The 12,799-nt window shown below is 70.5% G+C and carries 9 protein-coding genes and 2 pseudogenes; 7 read left to right on the top strand and 4 right to left on the bottom strand.

Features of this window, described 5'->3' with window-relative positions; all coding sequences use genetic code 11:
- Positions 1 to 384 precede the first annotated feature (384 nt).
- From AB0399_RS16725 to AB0399_RS16735, 3 genes and pseudogenes are all read left to right on the top strand, one after another.
- Complete coding sequence (locus AB0399_RS16725) at positions 385 to 975, top strand: helix-turn-helix domain-containing protein (RefSeq protein ID WP_366411800.1); 591 nt, start codon at positions 385 to 387, stop codon at positions 973 to 975.
- Complete coding sequence (locus AB0399_RS16730) at positions 960 to 2,183, top strand: MFS transporter (protein ID WP_366411801.1); 1,224 nt, start codon at positions 960 to 962, stop codon at positions 2,181 to 2,183. The genes AB0399_RS16725 and AB0399_RS16730 overlap by 16 nt, the downstream gene beginning before the upstream one ends.
- A gap of 88 nt (positions 2,184 to 2,271) precedes the next feature.
- Positions 2,272 to 3,405: pseudogene (locus tag AB0399_RS16735) on the top strand (IS630 family transposase).
- Between the two features lie 11 nt (positions 3,406 to 3,416).
- On the opposite strand, the gene AB0399_RS16740 reads toward AB0399_RS16735, so the two are convergent.
- Positions 3,417 to 3,800, bottom strand: coding sequence for a VOC family protein (locus AB0399_RS16740; protein WP_366411802.1), 384 nt, complete (start codon positions 3,798 to 3,800; stop codon positions 3,417 to 3,419).
- 325 nt (positions 3,801 to 4,125) lie between these two features.
- A pseudogene (locus tag AB0399_RS16745) lies at positions 4,126 to 4,977 on the bottom strand (transposase); the annotation flags it as partial.
- Between AB0399_RS16745 and AB0399_RS16750 the strand changes: the two are divergent.
- The gene (locus AB0399_RS16750; RefSeq protein WP_366411803.1) at positions 4,973 to 5,131 is read left to right on the top strand and encodes a hypothetical protein; all 159 of its coding nucleotides are present in this window, start codon (positions 4,973 to 4,975) and stop codon (positions 5,129 to 5,131) included. The pseudogene AB0399_RS16745 and the gene AB0399_RS16750 sit on opposite strands and share 5 nt — an antisense overlap.
- 39 nt (positions 5,132 to 5,170) lie before the next feature.
- On the opposite strand, the gene AB0399_RS16755 is transcribed toward AB0399_RS16750, so the two are convergent.
- Positions 5,171 to 8,347: a discoidin domain-containing protein gene (locus AB0399_RS16755; protein ID WP_366411804.1), complete on the bottom strand. Its 3,177-nt coding sequence runs from the start codon at positions 8,345 to 8,347 to the stop codon at positions 5,171 to 5,173.
- Between the two features lie 1,032 nt (positions 8,348 to 9,379).
- Between AB0399_RS16755 and AB0399_RS16760 the strand changes: the two genes are divergently transcribed.
- The 3 genes from AB0399_RS16760 (at position 9,380) to AB0399_RS16770 (ending at position 11,453) form a co-directional block, all read left to right on the top strand.
- On the top strand, positions 9,380 to 10,276 hold the full coding sequence (locus AB0399_RS16760; protein ID WP_366411805.1) for a helix-turn-helix domain-containing protein: 897 nt from the start codon (positions 9,380 to 9,382) through the stop codon (positions 10,274 to 10,276).
- Between the two features lie 106 nt (positions 10,277 to 10,382).
- Positions 10,383 to 10,742 (top strand): hypothetical protein, encoded by a 360-nt coding sequence (locus tag AB0399_RS16765; protein ID WP_329361530.1) that lies wholly within the window; start codon positions 10,383 to 10,385, stop codon positions 10,740 to 10,742.
- A gap of 171 nt (positions 10,743 to 10,913) precedes the next feature.
- Positions 10,914 to 11,453 (top strand): GNAT family N-acetyltransferase, encoded by a 540-nt coding sequence (locus AB0399_RS16770; RefSeq protein ID WP_329361528.1) that lies wholly within the window; start codon positions 10,914 to 10,916, stop codon positions 11,451 to 11,453.
- A gap of 335 nt (positions 11,454 to 11,788) precedes the next feature.
- Here the strand turns inward: AB0399_RS16770 and AB0399_RS16775 are convergent, their stop codons facing one another.
- Complete coding sequence (locus AB0399_RS16775) at positions 11,789 to 12,658, bottom strand: aldo/keto reductase (protein WP_328473239.1); 870 nt, start codon at positions 12,656 to 12,658, stop codon at positions 11,789 to 11,791.
- Positions 12,659 to 12,799 lie beyond the last annotated feature (141 nt).

Consider the following 12,799-nt stretch of genomic DNA (forward strand, 5'->3'; position numbering starts at 1 on the left):
TCCGTTATGTCACTCGGATAGCACCGCACGCGCCGTCCTGGAGCGATCGAACCGAACCTGTGGACGTAGCAGTCACACCCAGGGGTGACCGTGGGGGACGCAGGCACAGCGATACTGCGCAACTGATCGGGCAACGGGCTTCCTTGGTCGTGCTGGTGTCGTAACCGCGTCACTACCAAGGGGCCCGTTCTTTCATGCCCACGGCCGCACCCGTATCTCCGTCCGGGTGACCACCCGCGCCGCACACCTCGAACGAAATCCGTTCTGCCACAACGCACCGAACCTCGCAATCTGACTGTCCGTCAGATCACGAAGTATCACTGGACTACCAGGACCGTCAAAAGCCTCTTTCCAAAGAGTCTTTCGATGCCTACAGTCACCCACATGGACGGATCAGAACGTAAGCTTCGCGACCCGCGGGAACTGCAAGCACTCGCCCACCCTGTCCGCATGCGTCTGTGCCAGGCCCTGTATGAACGCGGCACAGCGACGGCCACGGAACTCGCCGAGATGGTCGGAGAAAGTCAGGCGAACTGCTCCTGGCATCTGCGCCAGTTGGCCAAGTACGGCTTCGTCGAGGAGGCCGGCGGGGGCAAAGGCCGAAATCGTCCATGGCGACCGGTGCCGCATCCATTGTCGTGGGGCGACAGCGACGAGGCAGGGGAGGTGGCGGCCGCCAGTGACGCACTCAGCACCCAGTTCTTCGAGCAAGAGTTCGCAGGACTGCGTGACTGGCTGACATGGTGGCGCACCGACCCGCCCGGCTGGCAGGACGCCGCGAACTGGGTACAAAACATCGACTGGCTCACGATCGACGAGCTTAAGGAGCTCAACGAGGCGCTCAGCAAGATCATCATTCGCCGCCGCGAACGCCGGGACCCTGCGAACCGGCCCGCCGGGTCCCGTCAGATCCGGATCTTCGCCTGGGCGGTCCCTGCGGCCCCCTGCGGGGACGACTCATGCGTGCCGCACTGAAGATACCGGGGTTCCGGCTGCTCTTCGCCGGCTTGTCCGCGAGCATGCTCGGCGACGCCCTGCTCGTACTGGTCTTCGCGATCTGGGTCAAAAGCCTCACCGGATCGAACGGCTCGGCCGGGCTGGTCACACTTTTCATGGCGGTGCCATACACCCTGGCGCCGCTAAGCGGTTGGCTGGTCGATCGTTTCCGACATCGCCCCTTTCTGATGGTCGCCAACCTGGGCTCGGCGTTGATCCTCCTCCCACTGTTCGCCGTGCGAGATGCCGCAGAGGTCTGGATCATCTACGTAGTCGCCGCGCTCTACGGCTTCTCCTCAGTGACGATCGCGGCGTCGCTCAACGGGCTGATCAAGGAGATGCTCTCCGAGGAGCTGATCGCCGATGCGAACGGCATGCTCCAGACGGTTAAGGAAGGGACGCGGCTGGTCGGTCCGCTCGCTGGCGCCGCGCTCTTCGCGACCGTGGGCCCCATGGCCATCGCCGCGATCGACGCTGTCACGTTCCTGGTCGCCGCAACCGCGGTCGCCCGTATCCGGTTGCGAGAGGAGCCGCCTGCACGCTCAAGACTGCACTGGCAGAGCGAGCTGACCGCCGGCCTGGTTCATCTCAGGGCAGAAGCAGCCCTACGCCGCATGTCGATCGCCATGGCGACTAGCTATCTGGTTATAGGCATCAACGAGACGGCAATATTCGCAGTCGTCGACAGGGGTCTGCACCGAACGCCGGCGTTCGTTGGCGTGCTCGCATCTGCCCAAGGCGTCGGTGCTATCGCCGGAGGGCTGCTCGCTGGCCGGCTCATCGGGAGAGCCGGCGAGTTCACGGCCATCGCGATCGGCATGGCAGCGGTCGGACTCGGGAATGCCCTGTTCGCCCTGCCATGGCTGCCCGTCATCTTCGTGGGCATCGTCGTCAGCGGCCTAGGGCTGGCCACGGTGATCGTCGGGTACACCACCGCGATCCAACTCCACACGCCCAGGCCCCTCATCGGCCGCGTCTCCACGGCCGTCGAGTCACTCATCGGCGGGCCGCAGATGATCTCGATCGCGGCCGGGGCCGCGCTGGTGTCCCTTGTCGACTATCGGCTTCTACTCCTCGTCGTCACAGCGGGGACACTCACAAGCGCGTTCTATCTGTGGCCGGCACGCAGGTTGACTCCGGCACGTCCCCCGAAGGATCACCCTGTCAAAGGGACGCCCCTCTTCTAGTGCCGCATCAGGCAACGTTCGCCTTCCTGTGACCTGACGCGCCGCTCGGGTCCCGTCCTGGGCGGTGTTCGGCCGTCAGGCTGTGCGGGTGGCTGAACGAGTACGTGTCCGTGAGATTGATGACGATGAGGGCGGACGGTTGCTGCGGATCATTCGCCGTGGCACCGGGTCGGTGGTGACCTGGCGCCGGGCCCAGATGGTGCTGCTGTCTGCGCAGGGCATGGCCGTGGCGAAGATCGCCGAGGTCACGTTCACGAGCGCGGACCGGGTCCGGGACGTGATCCACAACTTCAACACCGACGGCTTCGACTCGCTCTACCCGAAGTACGAAGGTGGGCGGCCGAAGACGTTCACTCTGCCCGAGCGCCGGGAGATCAAGAAGATCGCCAAGTCCAAGCCGGCCGAGCATGGCCTGCCGTTCTCGACCTGGAGCTTGGTCAAGCTGGCGGACTTCCTGGTCGCCGAGGGGGTGGTCGACGACATCAGCCATGAGGGCCTGCGCATCCTCGCTCCGCGAGGAAGGCGTCTCCTTTCAACGCGTGAAGACCTGGAAGACCTCTCGCGATCCGGACTACGCGGCCAAAAAGCGCGAGTCGAGCACCTGTAGGCGATTGCCGACGGCGAGGTCATACCCGAGGACGGAGAGCCTGGGGTGGTCTCCTGCATGGACGAGTTCGGCCCGCTCAACCTCCAGCCCCACCCCGGACGCCAGTGGGCTGAACGCGGCGGCAAGCACAAAAACCCCGAGCGGGAACCCCGCCCCCGGCGGCGGGCGACCTACACCCGCCCGCACGGCGTCCGCCACCTGTTCGCCGCCTACGACCTGACCAAGGACAAGCTCTACGGGCACATCAAGAAGACCAAGAACCGGTCGAAGTTCCTGGAGTTCTGCCGCTACCTGCGCACCCTCTACCCGGCCACGGTCCGCCTCGCAATCGTCTGCGACAACTACTCCCCGCACCTGGCCACCAAGCGGTGCCGCCGGGTTGCAGACTGGGCCGAGGCCAACAACGTCGAGATCGCCTACACCCCGACCAACAGCTCGTGGCTGAACCGCATCGAAGCCCAGTTCACCGCCCTGCGCTACTTCACCCTCGACGGCACCGACCACGCCAGCCACAAAGAGCAGGGCAGCATGATCCGCCGCTACATCATCTGGCGAAACCGTCACGCCAACGACGAGCGCCTGCGACACGTCGTCGCCCGGGCGGACGTCGCTTGAAGTCAGCCACCTCAGCTCGTGGGCTCCGGCGAACGCTTGCAGATACAGAATGGGTGCCCAGCCGGGTCGAGCATCACCAGGAGCCCACTTGCGCGATTCGACTGGTACTCAGCCGTAGTGGCTCCGAACCCGATCAGTTCATGCTCCGCCACGCTGAGGTCGTCGACGTAGAACTCCATGTGGATCTGGAGCGGCACATCCGCCGAAGGCCAGGTCGGGGGCTGGTAGTTCTCGACCCGACGGAAGATCCACAGTGTCCCGGCGATCCTGACCCAGGCCGAGTCGGCCTCTGATCGAACGGTCTCGCCACCGGCGGCAGCCTGGTAGAAAGCAGCAATCGGGGCAGGGTCTGGGCAGTCAACCGTGATGGCCGCGAGTTCGACCGTTGCAGACATACGCACTCCTCCGCCGGAACATGAAATCGCCCTTATGTTCCCACGCAGAGCCTGCCTCCTCTCGGGAAACGGCCGGCATCAAGCAGCGTCCGGAAGATCTCCCCACCTGAGCGACGAACGTGAGGGGAAAAGCACCAACTACGGGGCGAACGTTGCCTGATGCGGCACTAGCCTCCGCTTTTCGGTTGGGGTTGGTTGCGCTGGGCTGATCGGCTCGGGCGGGAGCTGTCGTTGCTTGTCGGCGGGTGGTGTGGCTGGGGCCCGACGCTCGGGTCGGGTGCTCCTGGTTCCTCGGGTCGTGGGCGGACAGCGGCTGATCTTCAGGTCAGGTGGCTGGCCTGGGCAGGGCCGCGAGGCGGGTGAATGCCGTGATCAGCTGGTTGCGCCAGGGCCAGGTGGCGGAGATCCGCAGGTGGAGGCGTCGCCCGCCGCGAGTAAGGCGGGCGGCTGCGTGCCGCAGGCGGTAGCGGAGCTTCTTCGGCTCTGCGGTGGCCAACTCGGCGTCCAGCAGGAGAGTCTGGGCCCAGGCGAACAGATCGATAGCGGTCAGGGCCAGCTCCAGCCACGCGGTGTTGATCGCGAAGTGGCGGGAGGGAAACCGGCCGAAGCCAGTGGTTTCCCGCAGCGGATGCGGTCTTCGACGCGGGCGTGGCCGCGGTGGCGGACCTCCAGATGCTGCAGGGACCCTTCGCCGACGGGGTGTCGGTGAGGAACGCCTGGTGGCGCATGCCCTCGTCCAGGTCGAACACCGACAACTACGCTTCGGGGTACGGGCGTTCACGCCGGACGATGACCCGCGTGCCGTCGGGAGTCCGGTCAGGTCGACCATGCCGGTCAGTTCTGCGGCCTCGGCGCCGGCCCGCAGTGTTCCGTCCTGCTCCAGCGCCAGGTGCCAGAACTGGTCGGGCAGGGTCCGGATCGCCCGGCGGACCGGCTCGGTGATGGCGTATCCGACGGAGAAGGACGTGTGGATGCCCCGCTGCCGAAGGGAACGCAGGTGGGCGAGGAAGTTTTTGGCGCCGCCGGCGCTGTCGGCGCGGACCAGGATGGGGGTGCCGTGGCGGTGCGCGTCGGGGATCTGGGCCAAGGCTCGGTCGAGGACGGTGATGTGGTCGGTTGCGGTGTTGGCGCCTGCGTTGCCAGGCCGTAGCACGCCGGCCAGTACCTCGCCGGTGTTCGAGGAACCCGAAGACGTCGAACCGCTGCGCCTCGCCTACGACCTGCTCCGCGACACCGCCCTCACGCCGGCGGACTCCCTGACTTTCCTCCGCACCACGCTGGACGAGCACGCCGCGCCCGGGGCAGGCGGCAGCGGGGACCAGGCGCCGTGAGCACGGCACGCCTCGTCCCCGCCGCCAAACGCAGGCGACCTACTTCGCTCCGGTCACCGAAAGGGACACCAGGCGGGCGGCGCCGTTCGGGGAACCGTGCGGAGCACCGTCCGGCACCGCGAGCGCGACGTAGCGCGCGGAGCCCTTCAGCCGCAGGGACGAGGTCGCGCGGGCGGGCAGCGTACCGGCCTGCTGGTAGGTCAGCCCGTCCCCGCTGGTCTCGACCCGCGCCGCGGGCACGCGCCCACCGGTCCAGCGAGCCGTGACCGTGCCGAGCGGGACGACCGCGCCGAGGTCGACGACCATGCGCCCGCCCGCCCCCGGCGTCCACGAGGTGTGCGGGTCGCCGTCCACCGCGGCGGCCGGGGAGGACATGCCCGGCGGCAGCGGCGACGTCGGGAAGGTGACGCGGCCGAGCGCGAGGTCGTCCAGCGGATACGGTGCGGCCCCCGGCAGAGCGACGGTGCGGGCGCGCCCCGAGCGGAGCGTGACGCGGACCGTACGGCCACCGGGAGCGGCGAGCTCCACCCGGCAGGACGGGCCGCGCAGGACCACGGTCGCGGCGTCGCGCACCTCGGCGGTCAGCCCCGCGGGAAGCCGCCCGGAGGCGGCCCGCAACACGGCCCTCGCGGGCGCCAACTCCGCACCCGCAGCGCCGAGTTCGGCCCGGAAGGAGGTGCCGTGCGCGGTCACCGTCTGGCTGCCCGCGTACAAGGTGACCGCGCGGGTGTCCTGCGCCAGCGCCACCTGCGCGGTCACCACCGAGCCGGAGAGGTTGAACAGGCTCAGGTGGCCGCCGGCCGTGGAGGCGCGCACCGCGTCGTGGTCGGTGCTCGGGGCCGGGCGCGCGGCCGCGGCCCGTACCGCCGCCGGGCTGCCGTCCGGCACGCCCTCGACCAGCAGCGGCTCGGCCGGCCCGTCCGAGAGGATCAGCGTGTCGCCGTACACGGACAGCGGGTTGGCCGCGCCGCGGACCACGAACCCGGCCCGGCCGTCGACGCTGATCCAGCCGCCCCGGCCGGTGAGGTCGGCGGGCGGGTAGGCGACCAGGTCCGTCCAGGTCGAGCCGTCCGTCGAGCCCTGCACGGTGTACGCCTGCCCGGCCGCGGCCTCCCAGCTCAGCGTGGCGCGGTCCACCGTGGCCGCCGCGCCGAGGTCCACCTCCAGCCAGCTGTCGCCGCGCGCGCGGTCCGCGACCGACACTGCCCAGCGGGTCGCCGGGTCGCCGTCCACCGCCAGCGCAGCGCCCTTGCCGCTGTCCGAGGAGGACGCGGTGGCCGTGCCGCCCCGCGCCAGGTCGGGACCGGAGGCACCGTCGCGGACCTCGAACGCGTAGACGGAGTAGCCGTATTGGGGGTTGCCGCGCCGCCCCTGCATCCGCAGGTAGCGGTAACTGCCCGCGGTGAACGTCAGGTTGTCGGTACGCGGCCCGGACGTCGGGTGCCCGGACTTGCCGCTGTCGACCGCCGGCACGGTGACCGAACCGTCGGCGGTGGTGTACGTGCGGCTGCCGTCCAGGCCCGCGACGCCGGGCATGGTCAGGTTGAAGACCTCGACGTGGCCCTCGCCCGCGCCGGTACCCGCGGTGGCGTAGACGACCTCGCCGCCGGGCAGCGTGGTGAAGCCCGCGTACCCGCTGTCCAGGGCGAGCAGCACCGCGGACGCGTCGAGGCCGTCCCGCAGTTCGGTGTACGTGGCGACGTTGCGGCCGGTGACCTTGCCCGCCGTGCTCGGCAGGAACATCGGCGTGCTGCCGCTGAGCGAGAACAGCCAGTCGTCGTGGGCGGGTTGCCAGCAGAACTTCACGAAGCCCGGCTTGGTGACGGATGCGGCCCACGCGTTCGGCGTCTGGTGGGCGACCAGCCCCGGCCCGGTGCCGAAGTCGGTGACGCCGGAGGCCAGTCGGAAGAGTTCCTCCGCGGTGAGCGCGGTGACCGTCTCGCGCTGCGCGGCCCGCCACTCGTGCAGCAGATAGCTGATCGCGACTTCGGCGCGCGCCTCGGGCTCGTACTTCGGTTCCCCGGAGAACTTGGTGATCCGGTCGGCCGGGGCGTACGCCTGATACGCCGTCAGCCGCTCGGCGAGCGCGGTCTCGGCGCGCGCGGCGGCCCGGTCGCCCAGCACCTGGGCGAGGAACGCGACGGGGATGACGTCCCGCCCGTACAGGTGCTCGCGGTCGTTGACCATTGGCATCAGCGGCTCGCCGGCGTCGCTCATCACCGTGAGCAGGGAGGCCCACAGCCGGTCGGCGTTCGGCTGGGCGGCGAGGACCTCGGGCATGGGGCGGCCGGCGGTCAGGAAGTGGGCGGTGTTGCGGCCGGAGGTGCGCCACAACTCGCACTGGTAGTGCGGGCCGAACGAGCCGTGGTTCTCGACGATGAAGGTGTCGTACAGGTTCTGCGCGGTGTTGGCGCTGATCGGGACGCCGTCCACGACGGTCGGGTTGGCGAGGTCGGCGGCCGGCAGGCCGGTCTCGTTGCGGCTCCACTTGCCGTACCACGACGCCCAGTCGGGGTAGCTCGCGTCGTCCGAAGCCCACGCCAGCGCGGGCGCCAGGGACTGCGCGTAGACGCCCATCTCCTCCAGCTTGGTGTCGCCGACGTGGTTGCCGAGCAGCCCGTCGGGCGTCCAGGACCCGGACAGCGGGTCATTGCCGGTGCCCAACGACGTGGTGTACGCGGCCTGTTCGCGCACGATCGTGTCGACGTGCCCTTGCGTCACCGCGTCCAGCTGGTCCCACAGCAGGCGCGCGGCGAGCACGAAGTACAGCTGGAAGGTGGTGTCGAAGAAGAGCGTCTTGCCCCATTCGCTGCCGCCGGTCAGGCGGTTGGAGCCGGCGAAGTGCGAGATGGTGGCGAGGGTGCGCGAGCGCAGGGTGTCCTCGTCGATGCCGGTGACGGCGGCGTCGTAGCCGCCGCGGGTCAGCAGCAGCGCGTGGCCCAGCACCACGGCGAACCCGAAGTCGGTGACCGTGTAGTGGCCGGCCTTGTCGTCCCACTGCGTCTCGGTCCACCGCGTGTGGCGCAGCAGCACCTGGTGGTACGTCGCCGCGATCGCGTCCGGCGGGGTACTCGACGGCTTGATCCCGCCGGTCGCCGGTTTCGCGTCCCCGGCCGCGGCCGACGAGGCCGACGCGGGCGCCGCCGCCACCGCCGTCGGTACGGCCGCCAACGCGGCGGTGATTCCTGCCAGTTGGGTGAACCTGCGCCGGCTCATGGGGGATGTGTGGTGCTGCACGGGTGGCTCCATCCTCGGTGCGGGACGCCGTCGCGCGACTCGACAACGTTGTCAGGCGTGGGCCATTCTTCGCATCGCCGCGCGACGGCGTCAACCCCTGTGCGGGGGTGGGTGCCTGTACGGAGGTGGGTGGATGGGGGTGCCCGGCGAGGCGGGCGGCGGGTGGGACGGGGGACGCGGTGAGGTGTGGTGAGGTGCGGCGCGGCCCGGTCCGGGAGACCGGCGAGAAGTTTTCCGGAAGGTGCGCATGAGGGCCGGAAGGCGGGGCAGGCGGAGGTCAGCCCTTGCAGGGGACTCGCAAGGGAGGGTCCGATCGGTGGTGCGTCAGCCGACCCGGCGGACCCACGACCGGCGGCGCAACCCCCCCGCGGCGCCGGTCCGCGCCCGGCCGCCGACTTGCCCCCCAGGATGGCGGCCGGGTGCCCCACCCGGCTACGGGCCGATGACCGCCCGGCCGGACACCGGCTGGACACCGGCCGGACGGCTCGGCCGCGCGGACAGCGCCGCGGGTGATGATCTCGAAGGGGCCGCCGCACACGTCAAGTGCCCGCTCCTTGACCAGTCGCGGGTGGCCCCCGCCCTCCGCCGGGAACCCCGGGAACCCCGGAAACCGCGTTCCTCGCGGATGTCCTGGCGGTCCGGCTGCCGCACCGACGAGACGACACCGGGCAGAACGCCTGCTCGCCTTCACCGCGATCGCCATCGGATCACCGAGCCCACCGAGCGCACCGAGCCCACCAACTCACGGTTCGACACCTTCCCGAGCGCCTTTCCTTCCCCCCACCGTGCCCTCGCGGCCGGTGGTGAGCCGGTGGTGAGCCGGTGGTGAGCCGGTGGTGAGCCGGCGGCGAACCGGCGGCGGAAAGGGGGTCGGCGGGGGGGCTTGGGACTGGCTTGTTTCCGGGGGTGCGGGGAGCGGTCGGCGTCGTAGCGTGCGTGCCGGGCGCCCTGGAGCCGGGCTCGTGCCGCCGGTTCGGGGGTATCGCGTGCATCGGGCATGGAGGGGGAGAAGTGCGCGGATCATGGGGGATGACGGAGAGCGGCATGTGGCGGCTGGTGCGGGGAGCGCCGAGCCCTCGCCTGGGGGAGGGAGTGTCGGACTACCGGGGGTTCCATCTCGCCCTGGACCGCCCGCAGCGGCGGATCGAGTTTCCCAGCGGGATGATCACGATGGTGATCAACTTCGGTGACCGCATCCGTATCGGACCGGTGGCCACCGAGGAGACGTCAGGGAGCGGGAGCGGGCCCCGCCCCGAGCCGTACCGTTCGCTCGTCAACGGGCCGCGCAGTGACGCGACGATGGGGGAGCACGACGGCCGTCTCGAAGGCGTCGAAGTCCATCTCGCGCCGTGGATGGCGTACACGGTCCTGCGGGTCGACATGCACGAGTTGCGAGGTCGGATGGTGCCACTGGCCGACCTGCTCGGGCCGGAGGGCGACGAGTGGGAGGGCCGCCTCGCCCAGGCCGTGAGTTGGGCGGATCGTTTCGCCCTGCTGGACAGGATGCTGCTGCGCAGGTGCGCACGCGGCCGAGCCGCCGCCCCGCAGGTGGTGTGGACCTGGAACCGGCTGGTCAGGTCGGAAGGAGCGGTTCCGGTCGGCCCGTTGGCGACCGCGGCCGGCTGGAGCGCGCGCCATCTCGAACTCCGGTTCCGCGAGCAGATCGGCATGTCGCCCAAGACGGTCGCCCGGGTGCTCCGGATGCAGCGCGCGCTGCGCATGCTGACCGCCGGCACCGCCCCGGCCCGGACGGCGGCGGCCTGCGGTTTCTACGACCAGGCGCACCTGCACCGCGACTTCAAGGTGATGACCGGCGTCACCCCCGGGACGTTCCTCCTGCACCGCGGCGGCGCCGGGCGCCCGGTGGACCGCATGCCGGGAAAGGTCACCAGCACCCTCCTGCGGTGAACCGGTCATCTCGCGGGGATTGCGGTTTTTTCCAATACCCCGCCACCGGCCGGCTGTGAGCATGGCGTCCCTCGATCGGAACTTCCCTTCGGAAACGGAGATTCCCATGCGGATCAGGAAGAACGCCGTGACCCTGCTGGCGGCGACCGCGCTGCTGACCGGTCTCGGGGCCGTGGTCGGCACCACGAGCGCCTCCGCCGCGTCGCCGTGCGACTCCTACGGCTACACCAACAACTCCAGCGGCTACGGGCACATGCTCGGCACGTACCACCTCAAGTCCGAGCCCGCGGCGGCCTGTTCCAACACCGGCACGGCCACCAACGGCAGCGGCTTCTACATGTGGTGCTACGTGTACAACTACTACGGCAACGTGTGGGTCTACGGCCGGGTCCAGGGCACGGAGACCAAGGGCTGGATGTCGGGCGACAACGTCACCTGGGAGAGCGGCAGCCTCAACTACTGCTGAGGTCGAGGCCGAAGCCACGGGCCCGACCGGGCCGCGCGGGTCCGGCCGCTTGCGGGTCGAGTTCGGGATCGGGTTCGGGAACGGGGGCGGGCGCGGGTTCGGGGGCGGGCTGGTGGCCTGATCGGTCCGTGCGTCTTGATCACCGCCGAGGGCGCTGATTGGCTCGCGGGTATGACCGAACTCGGACCAGTCCCCTGGCCACCCGCTCCGATCAGGACCGAGCGGCTCGTGCTCCGTGCGCCCGAGGCCCGGGACCGTACGGCCTTCATCGAGCTGCTCGCCTCGCCCGAGGTGCACACCTACCTGGGAGGCCCCCGGCCGCGTGACGAGCTGGAGCGGGAGATGCCCGAGGTGCCCGAGCGGTGGCGGGGGAGTTTCGTCGTCGAGCGCGACGGGGCGATGATCGGGCAGATCCTGCTCAGGAGAGCATCGGAGCAGCATCGCCCGGCTGCCGCGGGGAAGGCCGATCTCGGCTATCTGTTCCTGCCGCGCGCGTGGGGGTTCGGGTACGCCGCCGAGGCGTGCGCGGCGGCACTCGACTGGTTCGACGGCGTCCTTCCGGGCGAGCCGGTGGTGCTCGCCACCCAGACCGCCAACGCCGGGTCGCTGCGCCTCGCGGCGAAGCTGGGGTTCACCGAGGTGGAGCGGTTCCGGGCCTGGGACGCCGAGCAGTGGCTCGGCATGCGCTCCCCGGTCACGCCGCGCGATTGAGCTCGTACGCACCACCGCACCACCGCGCCACCACGCCACCGTGGACCAGCGAATCGGGGGAGCCCACGGCGGCGGCGCCGACCGGCCCCGCTGAGGTGAGCGCCAGCCCGCCTCGTCACCCACCGCGAAGGCCGGGGACCGGAAGCTCCTGGTCCCCGGCCTACGCCGGTCGCGGGTCAGCACATCACGCGGCGCACCCGACAGTGCGGCTCGCGCCGTCGCACCGGTCGCGCGGCTCCGGTCCCAGCCGACCGGGTCGGTCAGCTCGGCCCGTCGCGCGTCCCAGCCGACCGGGTCGGTCGGCTCGCGCCGTCGCGCCGCTCAGCTCGCGCCGCTCAGCCGACCGCGTCGGTCAGCTCCGCGAACTCCGCGTCGGTCAGCTCCAGTCCGGCCGCCGCGATGTTGTCGTCCAGGTGCGCCACCGAGGACGTGCCCGGGATCGGCAGCATCACGGGGGAGCGGCGCAGCAGCCAGGCGAGGGCGAGCTGGGAGGGGCTCGCGCCGTGCCGCTCGGCCAGTTCGGCGAGCGGCCCGCCGGGCTTGGCCAGCTCGCCGGTGGCCAGCGGGAACCACGGGATGAAGGCGATGCCCTGCGCCTCGGCGTGGTCGAGCAGCTTCTCCGCGGAGCGGTTGGCCAGGTTGTACAGGTTCTGCACCGACGCGATCTCGGCGACCGCCCGGGCCGCCTCCAGCTGGTCCACATCGACCTCGGAGAGCCCGATGTGCGCGATCTTGCCCTCCTCCTGGAGCAGCTTCAGCTCGCCCACCTGCTCCTCCAGCGGCACCTTCGGGTCGATCCGGTGCAACTGGAAGAGGGGTATACGGTCCAGGCCCAGGTGCCGCAGGCTCATCTCGGCCTGCTGCCGCAGGTATTCCGGCCGCCCGACCGGCCGCCAGTCGTTCGGCCCGGAACGGGTCAGCCCGGCCTTCGTGGCGATCACCAGGTCCGCCGGATACGGGTGCAGCGCCTTGCGGATCAGCGGCTCGGCCACCACCGGCCCGTACGAGTCGGCTGTGTCGATGAAGTCGACGCCGGACTCGACGGCCCGCCGCAGCACGCGCACCGCCTCGTCGGGGTCCTTCGGGTCACCCCACACCCCGGGTCCGGTCAACTGCATCGAACCGAACCCCAGGCGGGTGACCGGCAGCTCCCCGGAGAGGGAGAAGGTCCCGGACGCCTTGGCGGGCTGGGTCTGGGTGCTCACGATGACATGCTCCTTCCGCGGTTGCCCGGCCTGGCCCGGTGCGCACCGCTGGGATGATCCGTGCGACCGGGTCCGCCCGGTCACGCCTGCCGAACAACCGCGTACCGGGTGCCCGCTATTCCGGACGCCGACATTCCGCAA

The sequence above is a fragment of the Streptomyces sp. NPDC088194 genome, from assembly GCF_040702025.1.
GTDB lineage: Bacteria > Actinomycetota > Actinomycetes > Streptomycetales > Streptomycetaceae > Actinacidiphila.

What these genes read in the sequence shown, in the direction of transcription:
- AB0399_RS16725 (WP_366411800.1), top strand. Translation starts at nt 385, where the DNA reads ATGGACGGATCAGAACGTAAGCTTCGCGACCCGCGGGAACTGCAAGCA.
- AB0399_RS16730 (WP_366411801.1), top strand. Translation starts at nt 960, where the DNA reads ATGCGTGCCGCACTGAAGATACCGGGGTTCCGGCTGCTCTTCGCCGGC.
- AB0399_RS16740 (WP_366411802.1), bottom strand. Translation starts at nt 3,800, where the DNA reads ATGTCTGCAACGGTCGAACTCGCGGCCATCACGGTTGACTGCCCAGAC.
- AB0399_RS16755 (WP_366411804.1), bottom strand. Translation starts at nt 8,347, where the DNA reads ATGAGCCGGCGCAGGTTCACCCAACTGGCAGGAATCACCGCCGCGTTG.
- AB0399_RS16765 (WP_329361530.1), top strand. Translation starts at nt 10,383, where the DNA reads ATGCGGATCAGGAAGAACGCCGTGACCCTGCTGGCGGCGACCGCGCTG.
- AB0399_RS16770 (WP_329361528.1), top strand. Translation starts at nt 10,914, where the DNA reads ATGACCGAACTCGGACCAGTCCCCTGGCCACCCGCTCCGATCAGGACC.